Genomic DNA, 15,322 nt, shown 5'->3' with positions numbered 1-15,322 from the left:
CGTCTTGTTGTATCTAATACTAGTTCCAAACCAATTAGGTGATAATATGCTAAATAGGAAAAACATTGTTGCTATATAGCAAAGATAAGATGCGGGTAGATTAAGTATGGATAGCTTTGAAGGGATTAACGAATTTGTTGCGGTTGCCGAATGCCACGGTTTTTCTGCGGCCGCTAAGCAGTTAGGTTGCAGTACCAGCCATGTGAGTCGGCAGGTTTCAAGGTTGGAAGAGCGGGTAGGTGTGGCTTTACTCGCTCGATCCACTCGTATGGTGAGTTTGACCGAGTCTGGGCATACCTATTATCAGCAATGCAAAGATCTGGTTATTGGGCTGCAACAGGCGAATGAACAAGTCACATCTCAACAAGCTCAGCTGAGCGGTACATTGCGTGTCAGCGCAGCGGGCGCATTTGCAGAGAACCATGTTGCGGCAGCGCTGATGGAGTTTGCAAAGTCTCATCCAGACCTAACCATTGAAATGAACTTCAACACCAAGATGGTTAACTTCATCGAAGATGGTATCGACTTCGCGATTCGCTATGGTCGATTAGACGATTCGGGGCTGGTGGCAAGAAAGTTGGTTGATCGCCCGATGGCCGCGGCAGCAAGCAAAGATTACATTGCTGAGTTTGGTGCGCCAGCGAATCCAGAACAACTTAAACTGCACAGCTGTATTATCGCTAACAGTGACCAATGGTTGTTCGAGAAAGAGGGCAAGCCGCTAAATCCAGTAAGAGTGCAAGGGCGCTGGCGCAGTAATAACTCGAGCGCAGTACTTAAAGCATGTGAAGAGGGACTTGGCGTTGTCTATCTGCCCAAAAGCAGTTTCAATGGCAGTCTTAGCAATGGAAAACTCGTCCCTGTGTTAGAAGAGTATTGGGGAGTGGGCACAAGCAGTTGGATTGTTTATCAGAACCGTCGTTTTCTTCCACAGAGAGCACGGTTGGCTATCGACTTCTTAGTCTCTTATTTCTCTGATTGGAATGAATAGCGCCAAGTTTAAAAGAATAGTGAACGGGATTTGAAGTGTTAGAGAGTTGACTCGCTCATTCAGTGCAAGATGAAAAATAGAAAAAGTTAATAATTACATAGGTATAGGTTATCTATTTCTGTTTTTTGACGCGAATAATGGGATTGAGATGCTTGTCTACTTTTACTTACTCGTGCTAGCGATTGAGTTGTAGAGAAGCCTGCAACAGTACGATATACTAGTCAGCATATTGATATCCCTAACGCATGATAGATTATGTGGAAGCGTTGGCGGGATGTGTCGTTATGCTCCAGTTTGTGAAGTATAGCTAGAGTGCGGAGTTGGCAATGTCTTCAATAAATTTCGAATCCACGTACGGTGTAATAACTATTCAAGATATGAATGTGGTTAGTGTTGACGCTAATTATGCTCGTATTTATGGATACCAATCACCCGAAGAACTACTTTCCAATATAGATAGCTTTCTGGACCTCATTCCAGAAGAGTTTCACGTTCTCGCCTACCAAAATTACCTTGAAACCGTCAGTGGTCAACGCGACCCGCAGGTGCATACTTACACCAATGTTGATCGCCATGACAGAGAGTTCACTGTGTTCTCTATCGACCATGTCACTGAATGGCAAGGTAGGCCTGCACTGCAAGTAACGGTTATCGATCTTTCTCCTGCTATTCAGCTACAAAACGTAGTGCGTGAGCAAGATAAGATGTATCACGATATGATCATGCAATCTGGTCAGGGCATCTTGGTTCATCGAGATTTTAAGCCATTAATGGTCAATCAATCTTGGGTCAACATGCAAGGCGCTACTTCCATCGAGCAAGTATTGGCGCTGGAATCGATTCTTGAATTGGTGCCGAAACAGAATACGGATGGTATCTGCAAGCACTATCAAGCGATCGTGTTGGGGGAGCTGTCTGGAACGAGTACTGTAGTTGAAAACATTGGATTTGATGGCGTTCACCGGTTCTTCAATATCTACGACAATGCGATTACTTGGAAAGGTCAGCCCGCAGTTCAGGTTGTACTTGAAGATGTAACGCAAAAAGTGATGCTGGAAAAGCAACTGGTCCATCAGGCTAACTATGATGAAATGACAGATTTGCTTAATCGTAGGGCGATTTACGAATGGCTAAGAGAGCATATAACCTCAGAAAATTACCTCGTTTGTATATTATTGGATATCGATGATTTTAAGTCTATTAATGACACTTACGGTCATATGGTCGGTGATGAGGTAATTTGCGCTTTGGCTAATATTACCAAGCGTAATGCTGAGAAAGTCGGTGGAGTTGCAGGGCGTTGGGGAGGGGAAGAGTTCATTATATTCATCCCCAATACGTCTCTTGAAACAGCACACGAGGTTTCAGAAGAGATTCGCCAACAGTTCAATCAAGTCGAGTTCAAAATTGATGAGCAGGTTCGATTTAATTCGAGTGTCAGCATCGGAATCAGTGATAGCCGAGCCTGTGAAGACGGTGTCACGATTGACGCACTCGTGAATTTAACCGATCAATCTCTCTATCGCGCGAAGGCCAATGGTAAGAATTGTGTGGATGGAGATGTGGTTGCGCTCTAGCCTTTCACTTAACCAAAGCTGATAGTTTCATCTGAAATGAAAATGCCCTGAAGCAGAAGTCTCAGGGCATTTTTTATTTCAACCTTAGCTGTGATGACATCCTGCTGACTAAGCAGACACCTCTACTTCGTAAGAGCCAAATTTACGGATGTTAATCACACCAGTATCTAGGATAAGGTATTGGCCTTTTATGCCTTGAAGTACGCCCGTCACCTCAGGATTCTTATCAAAGTTGTGCGAAACAATTTTCACTGGGTGCTGTTCTACTGGGTAGCTCAGTGAAGTGATGTTTTCGCTAAGAATCTCGATGGCGTCGTCACCAAATTTCGCTCTGATCTCTTGGATTTTGTCTTCAACCAATGGCAACAGCTCTTTGGCTTTTTCTACCAATTCCATGTCGTCGCCATCGCCTTTTAGCAGCGTGCGCCAGTTGGTTTTGTCCGCAATGTGTTTTGCCAATTCAACTTCGATCAGGCCAGAAATCTGACGTGTTTTTACCTGGAGAATCGGCAGGCCTTGTGTTGCACCTTGGTCAATCCAACGCGTTGGGATTTGCGTGTGGCGAGTGATACCCACCTTCAAGCTTGATGTGTTTGATAGGTAAACGAAGTGATCAACCATGCAGTTTTCTTCACCCCATTGAGGTTCACGACAAGTGCCTTCATCGTAATGGCAAGTCTCTGGTTTCATGATGCACATATCGCAGCTTGCTAGCTTTTTCATGCAGACAAAGCAGTGACCCTGGGAGTAGCTTTTCTTGGTTTTCTTACCACATGAGCAGCAAAAAATATTGCCAGTGTGAGTGAGGTTGATGGTTTTACCAATCAGAGGGTTTAGCTCGACAAACTCTTCGCCAACAGGCAAGCGGTAGGTAACCGCACCATCAAGGGAAGCACTCATCTTCTTGAGTGTTCCTTTCGCTAATAAAGACATTACATTACTCGTTGTATTTTGATTGTTATTTCGCCGACTCGAGTGCGCTGTGAGCAGGCACTACGGTTAACGATGATTATGCGATGAGTATAACAAATAGAGCCCGTTTTTATACGCAATATTACTTGATTCTCAGCGTGAATAATCAACGGCATACACATGCATAAAAATATAGTATGACATTTTTTTTGGGCGTGATATAACGTTTTTTTAGTGGATTATTGGTACTAAGATCACTAACTCACTTAACTTATTTTTTATCGTGAAATCCCAATCATAGGGATATTAAGCCGGAAGCTTAGACGTGAAGTGGATCCATAAGATTGTTATCTTTCTAGTTATCGCAACCCTTGCGATTGTGCAATATTACCGTGTGAGCGGGAATCGCGTGATAACGGCAATTACCCCTGATAAATATGAATTTATCGCGACCAGTGATCAAGTTGATAGGGGAGTCAGTACATCTCAATTTTTCTATGAAGATGGGCAGTATATTCTCGAGTGTGAACTGAAAGAATCTGAATATCCGTGGCCTTATTGTGGCCTATCGATTCGGATTAACCCAGACATTACCGCTGGTCTTGATCTTTCCCAATATCATACCTTTAGAGTGAACATTGACTATCATGCTGAAGCGGATTCGAGTGGCCGTCTGAGAACCTATCTACGTAATTACAATCCTGCCTATTCCGTTCCTGATAACGAATATACGCACAAGTACAATGGGATGGAGTTTTCGCCGGGGATTGATGGTGGAGTGATTGAAATCCCAATCAAAAACTTGCAGGTTATGACTTGGTGGTTAGCTGATAATGACATCGCGCTAGAGCACTCTGCGCCTGAGTATTCGAATGTGAACATGGTTGAGTTTGCGACGGCATCTGGCGCGAAATTAGGCCACCATCGGATCATTATTCGCAGTATCGAGTTTGAAGGTTCGTATATTTCGGCGGAAAGCTTATTCCTAATCTTGTTGTTTGTCTGGGTGGGGACTGGCACGGTCTTCTTAATTTCAGAATTGCACCGCTCTAGAAAACGCATGGTGATTGTTGAAAAAAGACACAACCATCTTAAGAACGTCAACCGAGCATTGAGAGAGCAAAATTTCGAGTTCTCTGAAAAGGCTCATCGTGACGAGCTGACTGGGATATTAAACCGACACGCGATTCGTGATTGGCTGAAAATGCAGTCACAACACGTGAAGCAAGGTCATGGCAAGCTGAGTATGCTGTATCTCGATATCGACTATTTTAAGAGTGTGAATGACAAGTACGGACACCAAATGGGTGACCATATTTTGCGTGAGTTTAGTATGGTGGTGGGCAGCTCGATCAGTCCTACCGATAAGTTGGTTCGTTGGGGCGGCGAGGAGTTCATTGTTTTTTGCCCAGAGACTGACTTAGGCGAAGCGCAAAGAAAGGCCGAGAAAATTCGACTTTTAGTCAGCCAACACCTTTGGGTTCATGGCGATCCACTGACATGCAGTATTGGCGTTGCTGAGATGAAGCAAGAGCGGGTGACGGAAACCATTGCTCGCGCTGACGAAGCTTTATATCAAGCCAAACACTCAGGCAGAAATCAGGTGATCTTGAGTCATTAATCTGAAAATTGTTTTGATTAATTGATAAGCCACACGTGCATATGTGACGTGTGGCGTTTTTATGGCCGCTAGATGAGTTTACTCTCTGGAACCTTTGTTGGTTTGTTTGGATAACGTACAAAAATGATCTCACTGTTCTTTAAATGTTTGCTGGGGGCGGCGGCGGTTTTGTTGATTGCGCTGTTGTCGAAGAGTAAGAGCTTTTACATTTCGGGTTTAGTCCCGCTGTTTCCGACCTTTGCTCTGATTGCTCACTACATTGTCGGCACGGAACAAACCATGGTGGAGTTGCGAACCACGGCACTGTTTGGCTTGTTTTCGCTTGTGCCATATGCTGCTTATCTTGGCGCCGTGTATGTGTTCAGTTATCGTTATAACTTGGTATCGACACTCTCGTTAGCGACCTTAGTGTGGGTATTGTGTGCATCTATGTTGCTGTTGGGCTGGACGCGTTTAGTACCAAGCGCAATTTAATGCTGTTGTTCTGAAAAGTGATGAGCGGTTCGATAATAGCCAAGCCAAAACAAAAAAGGTGGCGCGAGGCCACCAAAAGGGAAAAGCGTTTTATTGTTTTTAAATGCCCGTTCAGTCATTTCTGCCAGTAGAGCAGATCTTGTTAGCTGGGCGGGCATTTTTATACTGGTTCAGCGGGGGAGCTGCAGCCAGTTCAGTTGGAGCATTTGCTAAAAGGCGTTCGTGCTTACCAGAAGATCCAAGCGAACAGAGTCAGTACTAGGATACAAACTAGGTTCAATACCATACCAATTCGCATCATCTCTTTTTGCTTGATGTGACCCGAGCCAAACACGATTGCGTTAGGTGGTGTTGCTACTGGCAACATGAAGGCACAAGACGCGGCAACCGCAATCAATGCAGACAAGATAACCGGAGACATACCTAGAGCTTCAGCAATCGTCGCGAATACAGGAACAAGCAGTGCAGCACTCGCTGTGTTACTCGCAAATTCCGTTAGGAATACCACGAATGCAACCACGGCTAGAATCGTAAGAAGAACGCCTGCTGTTTCTAAGAAGCCACTTAGTGAGTGTGCTAGGAATACGCTAGTGCCTGTCGCTTTAAGAATGTTACTCAAACAGATACCACCACCGAACAGGATAAGAACACCCCAGTCGGTTGTCTTCTCAACATCTTTCCATTCCACAGCTCTAGAAGCGCCAAGCAGTACAATCGCACCAATTGCAACTAAGCTATCGAATTTAGAGAAACCGCCGATCATTGCGTTGATTGGCTTACCGAATATCCATAGAGTCACGGTTAGAAGGAAGATAGACAGCGTGATTTTCTTGCTGTTTGTCCACTCAACAGGTGCATGGTCTAGCTCGAATTTGTGGTCAAGCTTAGGCTTAGTCATCACATAAAGAATAATCATCGCGATTGGCAGTAAGATCATTGAGATAGGTAGGCCAAGTGCCATCCATTCTGTGAAGCTCAAGCCAACTTCTGCCGCTGCAATTGCGTTTGGTGGGCTACCAACCAAGGTTGCGATACCACCGATTGACGCACAGTAAGCAATACCTAGCAGCACGAACACGTACGTGTTGCGGTCTTCACGTTGGTCGACCTTGTTCATGATGCCAAGAACAAGAGGAAGCATCATTGCTGTGGTTGCTGTGTTTGAGATCCACATAGATAAGCCAGCACTCACACCGAACAACATGAATACAGCTACTGACATTCTGCCTTTTGCTATTAGCAGCACTTTGTCAGCAATCGCTTTATCTAACTCTTGCTTGTTGAGTGCGGCTGCTAATGCAAAGCCACCCATGAACAAGAAGATGATTGGGTTCGAAAAGTTAGCCAGCGCAGCGGGCGTGTTGAATACACCAAACAAGACAGCCAATAGGGGAACGAGCAAAGCGGTGATGCTGACGTGAATTGCTTCTGTTAACCATAGAATGGCAACGAATACGAGAATACTTAAACCCGTATTCACTTGCGCTTCGAATGGCAGGGTATTGAGCAAAACAGCAAATAGCGTGAAATTACCAATTAATATCATGCTGTTGCGGGTAAACAACCAGTGTTTCAGTGTAGTAACAAGTGCCGTCATAAGGCGCTCCTTTTGTTTATCCTCGTTGTATTGGTGCACCACTTCATTGAGTGGTGCTTATTATTTTCGAGGTATATAGCTTGATGTAGGGTCAGACTTTGTTGGAAGAATGTTACTCAAGTTAACAAAGGAGTGTTGGTGTGTTTTTGCTTAACAATGGGGAAGTGTGAGGCAACAAATTCAAAATGTGTAGTTTTCTACACATCGGACTCTATTGGGTCTGTAATCGGGTTTGCTTTAGGGTCTACAACTGGGTTTGTAGTGGGGTCAGCAATAGGGTTTGGAATCGGTAATAGTTCCGGTTTTGGGCTTGGTTGAATTGGCTCTTTAGGGCCAAGGAACTTTGGTGTTGTTCCCATAATGTACAGATCAAGGAATGCTTTGGTACGCGCAAACACTTCACGTAAACGTATTGAGGTTCCTGAATGATGGGTTGGTCCTGAAACGGCTAAACATTGCGCGTGAATATCGTAAGAATTGGCGATAAACAATGCTCGTTCACAGTGGAACTTCTGGGTGATGATCAGGAAGTTATCGGTGTCGAATATCTTTTTGGCGCGAACAATCGAGTCTAAGGTTCTGAACCCCGCATAATCGAGATTGATGCGTTCTTCGGGGACGCCCGCTTTTAACAGGTCACGTTTCATCGTCCAAGGCTCATTGTAAGAGCGATGAGCGTTATCGCCACTCAGTAGAAATTGGTCCACTTTTTCACGATCGAACAGCTCAATCGCGGCTTCGATTCGGTGCTTGTAATAGTCGTTAAGTGTTCGACCCAAATATTTGCTTGTGCCAAGTACAACGGCGACCTCAAGCTCGGGCACTTCATCAATATCGTAGATGATGCGATCTTCCGCTTGCCATGAAACCCAATAATCGATCGCAATAACCGCAGCGCTGGCTACTAAGAACACGAGGAAAGCGCCAAACAGAAAACCTTGCAGCTTTTTGTAAGCTGTTTTTAGGTAGCTACGGATAATGTGAGAATCAAATTTCACTCTCGGTATGGTCCTTTGACTGAGCATTAATTTTTGAGTGCTCGATAATACCAAATAAAAATGAGAAAAATCAGTTAAAAAGACAAGTCAGTGTAAAGAAAAAAGCCCCTGCAATGGCAGAGGCTCTTGTTAGAGAGGTATTTGAGAATAAGTACGCTCTATTAGAATGCAGTACGCTTGTAGCGACGGTAAACCGGCTGCCAGAAGTGCTGGTCAATCGCTTGTTGTAGTGCTTCTTCAGTGATCTCTAGTGCAACACCTTGTTCAATCGCTTTCTTGCCCACAGCAAAAGCAATCTTCTTAGATACCGTGTGGATCTCTTCCAATGGTGGAAGTAGAGCACCTGTACCATTGATGGCTAATGGAGAACACGTTGCAAGCGCACGGCTTGATTCCATTAGCATTTCGTCAGTGATGCGTGAAGCGTTCACAGCTAGTACACCAAGGCCAATACCTGGGAAGATGTAGCTGTTGTTACACTGAGCGATTGGGTAAGTTGTGCCGTTGTGAACCACTGGCTCAAATGGGCTACCTGTTGCAACAAGTGCTTGGCCATCAGTCCAACGAATGATGTCGTTTGGTGTTGCTTCAACACGGCTAGTTGGGTTCGATAGAGGGAACACGATAGGGCGTTCGCAGTGAAGGTTCATCTCTTTGATCACTTCTTTGCTGAATAGGCCCGGTGCACCAGATACACCAACCAATACCGTTGGTTTAGCGTGGCGAACAACGTCTAGTAGTGAGAAGCCAGTGCCATCGCTTTCCCAATCTTTAGTATTCGCGTTGGTTTGAACTAGGCGCTGTTGGAAATCAAGCAGGTTCTGCATGCCTTCCTGTAGTAAGCCCCAACGGTCAACCATGTAAACTTGAGAGCGTGCTTGTGCATCGCTGATACCTTCAGACACCATTTGAGCAATGATAGCTTCCGCGATACCACAACCTGCAGAACCCGCACCCAAGAAGGTGATACGTTGATCTGACAGTTTGCTGTTTGCTGCCTTACATGCTGCAAGTAGAGAACCTACGGTTACTGCTGCTGTACCTTGGATATCATCGTTGAAACAACAGATGCGATCTTTGTAGCGTTCAAGCAGTGGCATTGCGTTCTTTTGTGCGAAATCTTCGAACTGAACTAGAGCATCAGGCCAACGACGTTGAACCGCTTGAATGAACTCTTCAACGAATGCATCGTAATCAGCACCTGTGATACGAGGGTGACGCCAACCCATGTACATTGGATCTGCAAGACGTTGAGGGTTGTTTGTACCCACATCTAGCACGATTGGTAGCATGTATGCTGGGCTGATGCCGCCACACGCTGTGTAAAGTGCTAGTTTACCGATTGGAATACCCATGCCACCGATACCTTGGTCTCCCAAACCAAGAATGCGCTCACCATCCGTAACCACGATGACTTTAACATTGTGGTTTGTCGCATTATTCAGTAGATCATCGATACGATCGCGGTTCGGGTAAGAGATAAACAGACCACGGCCACGACGGTAAATATTTGAGAAGTTCTCACATGCTGCGCCAACCGTTGGCGTGTAAATGATAGGCATCATTTCAGAGATGTGGTTTTGAACTAAACGATAAAAAAGCGTTTCATTAGTGTCTTGGATGTTACGAAGGTAGATATGCTTATCCATATCACTTTCGAAGTTACAATATTGTTTGTATGCACGTCCTACTTGCTCTTGGATCGTTTCGGTTGTTTCCGGTAACAAACCTTCAAGGTTGAAAGAACTGCGCTCTTCAGCAGAGAATGCGCTGCCTTTGTTTAGAAGAGGTGTACTAAGTAGAGCAGGACCAGCATAAGGGATATATAGAGGGCGTTTATCGTTGTTCATTGGATGCCTAATATGGGAGAAAGGGTAACTGAAAAATGATAACGGTTTAGTTATTCAATTGTAAATAGTTTCCCTCCGATCTGAGCAAACAAAATGATATTCTTAGTCATCTCCCACTCTTATCGAATTTGAACGCCATAATTCGTTATACTTTGCTCACATTTTTTCGCGGCTCTCTCTTTTTATGTCTCAACTTCCCATCGATAGCTATCAAAGTACTTTCCATCAACAGATCGCCGATTCTCACCTCGTTGTAGAAGCTGAAACTGGATCAGGTAAATCAACGCGATTGCCAATTTGGGCGTCTGAACATGGACGTGTTTTGGTGGTGGAACCGAGAAGAATTGCTTGTACGTCACTTGCGAAATATTTAGCGCAACAATCGGGTGAAAAGCTGGGTTCTAAAATTGGCTATGCAATTAAGCTTGAATCGGAATATAACGAGCAAACTAACGTTGTTTTTGTGACTCCCGGTATCGCGTTGCGTTGGTTATCAGAAGATGGACTCGCTGGTTTTGATGTGATCGTGGTGGATGAGTTTCATGAGAGACGGTGGGACATCGATCTGCTGGTGGCCATTCTTAAGCAAAAAGCGAGTCATCGTTTGGTGATTACATCAGCAACCATAGAGGGTGAGCGTCTTGCTCAGTATTTGGGGGCGAATCGAATAAGCTGTGAGGGTCGAACTTATCAGGTTGACATTCAACACCGAGCGAATGAATCCAGAACACTGCCAGACAGTCGACATCTAGAGCAACGTATAGCGGAAGAAGTGAATCATCAACTGATCGCATCTATTGGCGACATGTTGGTTTTTCTGCCGGGTAAAAAAGAGATTGTGCAATGCGAACAAGCCTTGGCGAAAAATCCAGATATCCAAGTCGTTAAATTGCATGCATCGGTCAGTGATAAGGAGCGAGATATAGCACTCGCTGGTCGTAACATGGATACAGAAACTAATGGCTTGAGAAAGGTCATCCTTGCCACCAATGTTGCTGAAACCTCGCTAACCATTCCTGATATTGGTGTGGTGATAGATTCAGGACTAGAAAGACGCACCGTTCAACGCAACGGCAGAACTACCTTGATGTTGAAATCCATATCACGCGCTAGCGCCAAACAACGCGCAGGTCGTGCGGGCAGGGTAATGGATGGTGTCTGTGTTCGTCTGTATGGCGAACATGCGGCGTTGGAGTTGGTTACGCCTCCTGAACTTCAGCGTGAAGAACTGACCGAACCTATGTTGGCGGCGGCATGTTGTGGTACTCCGCTTGAGAGTCTGTCTTTCCTCGATCCTATTCCTGAAAAATCACTAAACAGTGCCACTCAAACCTTGCTGACGATGGAAGCGATCAATACGGACCATCAAATTACCGAGCATGGCAAGAAGCTGTATCCGTTGCCGATTGACGCTTTGTATGCCGATATTGTTACTCGAACTAAAACCAAAGCACTTAAAGAAGCGATGGTGGATCTCACCGCGGCGCTGTCCGTTCCTGCACGGCTCTATCAATTACCGAATAATGCAGAATATCTAGAAGCGCTCGCGCAACAAGAGAAAGAAGGGGGCGATTTAAGCCTGCTGATTCAGATTGTGCGTGGTCGCGAATATCCGCATTTGGACATCGACCAACAGGCATTGAATGAAGCACAAGGGCTGGCTAAGCAAATGCGAGAGGTGTTTGAACTTCCTCAGCTAGAAGTCGCATCACGTTTCCAACGCATTGAACTGCTTAAGATGGTTATGAACCTGCACCCTGAGCTGGTATTTGTGCGACGACTGAAACGGAAAGAAGCGTTTGCCAATGGAGTGTTAGAGGCGGTACTTGGTCGTCAGAATCGTTTCCCGGACAGTGCACAAGCGATGTTGGTGCTTGATACTCATAGTTTGCCGGGAAGAGGCGTTAAGCAAACACTGACCTTAGCGACCGTCACAGCACCAATTCCTCTTGAGCTTATCATTGATGCTGAACTAGGAGAGTGGGAACAAGGCGAAACCATAGTAAATGAAGATGGCGTATTTACCGAAATGGCGCTGGTGTACGCTGGTCGCACGATTACGACTAAGCAGGTTGTGGCTGAAGGTCAGTTGTCATTGAAGCCAATCGTTGATCTTGTGGTAAGCGGTGTTCAGCTTCCTGGTTTCGTAGAGGCTCGAACTCAAGAAATCAAACATTGGCAGTTGTATGTGAAACTTGGCCTCGATGAACAAGTCCAACACACACCAGAAATTGACCAAATGAACTTTGAGCTATGGTTTATAGAACAGCTTGAAGTGTTAGGTGTGACGGATGTCAGCGAGTTGGAAATGTTTGAACATGAAGACATCCCGTTTGATGGCATTCCAACTTGGCTCTATGGGGAGTTTTCTGAGAAATACCCATTTACATTGAGCCTTGCCGATTTGCAACTCGATGTAGAATACTTGCCCGCAAGAAAGCTGATTTACGTTCACTATCAATCGGGTAGCCGTAAGTTATCGCCAAAACGTTGGGAACTACCGACATGGTCTGGTTGGCGTATTCAGTACAAAAAAGCGAGCCGAATCATTGATATCAAATAGATGGATAACTTTTATCTCTAAAATATTAATCAAATAGGTGCATATATGATTTTTCGGTGCTTATTTTGTTACAAAATTGATTTTTATATGCCTTTTTAACCAATCAAAAGGTCATAAAAGACTATTCTTCTATATCCTATTGCTATAACGAAAGAGTTGATAGATATTGAGCATATTGTGTTGCCAAAGTGTCGGGGGACATCATGGATAAACAGGAAGAGACGCGTGTAGAGTTTGATTACACAACATTTCTTGGCGCCTCATGCAGTAAAAAATGGACTTTTCTGGAAGCGCTCACCACAATTGCGCCGGTATTTAGTACCGTCTGGCGAGATAGCATCAAAGAGTTAGCAAGCCCTGAAGATCGTTTATGGCAGATGGCATTGAAATCAATGTCGACGCGTAAAAGTGATGAGTCGAATATTGTTACCTTACTCAAGCTCGCGAAGCTAGAAGGGATCAATGAGCTCAAAGTGGTTATGCCATATTCTCTTGAAGAAGAGCAAATCGAGTATATTGAATCGCGCAGTCATTTAGTGATTGCGGGTAATTCTGGAGAAGAGTTCACTATTAGGCTGTAACTTCATTTCGTCTATTACCTCTCTCAAGGAATAGCAAAACGTACACGTAAGAAGGGCCTCCATACTGAGGCCCTTTTAGTATCTAAAGTTTGTGTTTACTAGCTCTTTATCTTGAGCAAATAAGTCACTAGTCGATTAGACCATAGTCAGCGCGTAGGACATCGATGATCTCTTGCTTAGGATTTTCGCTCAGTACGATCTCCGCACCTGTGATTTTCGCTGCGATATCAAGGTAAGTGCGAGACAGAGACATTAGCGAGTCCAGTGGAAGTTCATTGTCACGAGCTAGTGCTTCACGTTCCGGCATACGCTCTTTGTTCAGAAGAATGTCGGCATCAGGGAAGTAGTTAAGCAAGAACTGACGGAAGCCTTCTTTTGAATTCTCAACGATGTTGCCGTTGTTGTATTCCTGAGTATCCCAAATGCGAGATGAATCTGGAGTACCCACTTCGTCCATGTAGATAAGCTTTTCTTTACCTTGAGCATCGTTAACGTAGCCGAACTCGAACTTGGTATCGACAAAGGTTTGATCTACTTTCGCTAGTGCTTGGCTGATGACGTTGAAGCCTTCTTTGAGAAGCTTCTCGTAATGCGCGATGTCACTTGCTTGAGTAAAGTTAAATGCTGCGAAGTTATCTTCGATGTTGTTACGTGTGATGTTCACATCGTCAGCTTCTGGGACACCAGGAATACCTTTCAGAATCCCTTTAGTAGAAGGCGTGATTAGAAGCTCTGGTAGTTTCTTATCTTTCTCAAGGCCTTCAGGCATCTCGATACCACAGAATTCACGTTCGCCGTTTGCGTATGCACGCCACATAGAGCCTGTGATGTATTGACGACAAATCGCTTCGATCATGACTGGGCGAGCTTTTTGTACAATCCATACGAACGGGTGAGGGATATCAAGAATATGACTGTCAGCAAGTCCGTTGTCTTTAAACAATTTGAACCAGTGGTTAGAGATAGCATTCAAAGCCGCTCCCTTACCTGGGACACCTTTTAGATTACCTTCACCACGCCAGATACAATCAAACGCAGAGATACGGTCACTGATCACCATGATAGCCAGAGGCGCATCAGGTGCTACGTCGTAGCCTTTCTCTTTAATTAGTCGTTGGCTATCTTCTTCAGTTAACCAGTAGACTGAACGAACCTTGCCGCTGTGGACAGGTTTATCAGTACGGATTGGTAGGTCATCATTTACGGCAAGAACTTGATCAGCAAGGCTCATTTAGACATTCCTATCTTTTATCAAACGTCATACAGAGAAGTGCGGTGTGCACATGATTAGACGGGCATTATACCCAATCTACTATTTGCTTCCAGAGAAAAAGCAAACGATTGCTAAATCTATTGTTTAAATAAAAACCCCCACCTAACAATCCGCTAAAAATTTGGCGAATTGTAGGGCAGGGGAAGGCAGTATATTTGGACTGTGTTTTGTAGCTATGTTTGTTAGCTAATTTGTTAAGTAAGGTGGTTTAGTGAATACGCTCTGAATTTGCATCTATAAAGAACACTTCACATTGAAAGCGCATACCTAGTGTTCTTAAGTATTGTTGGCTGAACTGATCAATCGATGCACTTGCAACAATCGCACTCGCATTCTTAGAGCGGATGGCTTTTTCGACCGTTTCAACTTCCGTCATTTGATGAGAGGCTTTCATGTGAATAACGCGGTCGCAGCATACATTATGTTGCTTCAGTTGCTTTGCCGATGGTCTTGGCGTTTGTGCCGTAAACAGTAACCACTGATGTTGATTGGACAGCAACGCCATTCTTGCAAATAACGCTTCCTCGTTTGAATTTTTGCTTTTACGAGAAACTGATGCAAATGCGCAGTGAACTAGCGGGCTAGAGTGTTGTGCTTTAACGTGTGCTTGAATCATTTTGCTGTCCTTATATACATGCTGTATGTGTATACAGTAGTTTTAGTTGCTTATAAGATCAAGCGTTTTTTGCGGGATTATTGGACGATTCTGCCGGGGGTTATGGTTGTTATCTAGCTAAGTTATTGAAATTTTTAAATAAATTAAATTTGACTGAATTTGCTGTTTTGTCTCATAAGTTGAAAAAATGTGAGCTTTATACAGGTGTATACAGTAGTTTTGACAGAAAAGTACTGTATACACCTGTATAGAAGAGAGAAGAGAGAAGA

General features: G+C 44.5%; 12 protein-coding genes. 6 read left to right on the top strand and 6 right to left on the bottom strand.

What is annotated here, in order from left to right:
- Positions 1-106 precede the first annotated feature (106 nt).
- Together BCT34_RS11670 and BCT34_RS11665 are read left to right on the top strand one after the other, a co-directional pair.
- Entirely contained in the window at positions 107-991 is an 885-nt protein-coding gene (locus tag BCT34_RS11670; protein ID WP_076654873.1) for a LysR family transcriptional regulator, read from the top strand.
- 326 nt (positions 992-1,317) lie between these two features.
- The gene (locus BCT34_RS11665) at positions 1,318-2,568 is read left to right on the top strand and encodes a GGDEF domain-containing protein (RefSeq protein ID WP_076654874.1); all 1,251 of its coding nucleotides are present in this window, start codon (positions 1,318-1,320) and stop codon (positions 2,566-2,568) included.
- Positions 2,569-2,676: 108 nt separating this feature from the next.
- Here BCT34_RS11665 and BCT34_RS11660 read toward each other — a convergent pair whose 3' ends face one another.
- The gene (locus BCT34_RS11660; RefSeq protein ID WP_076654875.1) at positions 2,677-3,501 is read right to left on the bottom strand and encodes a DUF2797 domain-containing protein; all 825 of its coding nucleotides are present in this window, start codon (positions 3,499-3,501) and stop codon (positions 2,677-2,679) included.
- Between the two features lie 304 nt (positions 3,502-3,805).
- Between BCT34_RS11660 and BCT34_RS11655 the strand changes: the two genes are divergently transcribed.
- Both BCT34_RS11655 and BCT34_RS11650 read left to right on the top strand, forming a co-directional pair.
- A complete protein-coding gene (locus BCT34_RS11655; RefSeq protein ID WP_076654876.1) occupies positions 3,806-5,101 on the top strand; it encodes a GGDEF domain-containing protein in 1,296 nt (431 codons plus the stop codon).
- Positions 5,102-5,224: 123 nt separating this feature from the next.
- On the top strand, positions 5,225-5,575 hold the full coding sequence (locus BCT34_RS11650; RefSeq protein ID WP_048607138.1) for a GlpM family protein: 351 nt from the start codon (positions 5,225-5,227) through the stop codon (positions 5,573-5,575).
- Positions 5,576-5,801: 226 nt separating this feature from the next.
- On the opposite strand, the gene BCT34_RS11645 is transcribed toward BCT34_RS11650, so the two are convergent.
- The 3 genes from BCT34_RS11645 to BCT34_RS11635 all read right to left on the bottom strand — a co-directional run bounded on the left by BCT34_RS11645 (position 5,802) and on the right by BCT34_RS11635 (position 10,020).
- Positions 5,802-7,172, bottom strand: a complete 1,371-nt coding sequence (locus BCT34_RS11645) for a DASS family sodium-coupled anion symporter (protein ID WP_076654877.1) — start codon at positions 7,170-7,172, stop codon at positions 5,802-5,804.
- Positions 7,173-7,369: 197 nt separating this feature from the next.
- Positions 7,370-8,170, bottom strand: coding sequence for an ElyC/SanA/YdcF family protein (locus BCT34_RS11640; RefSeq protein WP_076654878.1), 801 nt, complete (start codon positions 8,168-8,170; stop codon positions 7,370-7,372).
- A 161-nt stretch (positions 8,171-8,331) separates the two neighbouring features.
- The gene (locus BCT34_RS11635; RefSeq protein ID WP_076654879.1) at positions 8,332-10,020 is read right to left on the bottom strand and encodes an NAD-dependent malic enzyme; all 1,689 of its coding nucleotides are present in this window, start codon (positions 10,018-10,020) and stop codon (positions 8,332-8,334) included.
- A gap of 184 nt (positions 10,021-10,204) precedes the next feature.
- On the opposite strand from BCT34_RS11635, the gene BCT34_RS11630 reads away from it, so the two are divergent.
- Both BCT34_RS11630 and BCT34_RS11625 read left to right on the top strand, forming a co-directional pair.
- Entirely contained in the window at positions 10,205-12,583 is a 2,379-nt protein-coding gene (locus tag BCT34_RS11630) for a helicase-related protein (protein ID WP_076654880.1), read from the top strand.
- Between the two features lie 203 nt (positions 12,584-12,786).
- On the top strand, positions 12,787-13,164 hold the full coding sequence (locus BCT34_RS11625) for a hypothetical protein (RefSeq protein WP_019821854.1): 378 nt from the start codon (positions 12,787-12,789) through the stop codon (positions 13,162-13,164).
- Between the two features lie 127 nt (positions 13,165-13,291).
- Here BCT34_RS11625 and BCT34_RS11620 read toward each other — a convergent pair whose 3' ends face one another.
- Together BCT34_RS11620 and BCT34_RS11615 are read right to left on the bottom strand one after the other, a co-directional pair.
- Positions 13,292-14,395, bottom strand: coding sequence for a phosphoribosylaminoimidazolesuccinocarboxamide synthase (locus BCT34_RS11620; protein WP_017055177.1), 1,104 nt, complete (start codon positions 14,393-14,395; stop codon positions 13,292-13,294).
- Between the two features lie 250 nt (positions 14,396-14,645).
- Complete coding sequence (locus tag BCT34_RS11615; protein WP_076654881.1) at positions 14,646-15,053, bottom strand: SulA-like leucine-rich domain-containing protein; 408 nt, start codon at positions 15,051-15,053, stop codon at positions 14,646-14,648.
- Between the last annotated feature and the right edge of the window lie 269 nt (positions 15,054-15,322).

It is taken from the genome of Vibrio sp. 10N.261.45.E2 (assembly GCF_002875705.1).
GTDB lineage: Bacteria > Pseudomonadota > Gammaproteobacteria > Enterobacterales > Vibrionaceae > Vibrio.
This window is presented reverse-complemented; position numbering and strand designations above follow the sequence as displayed.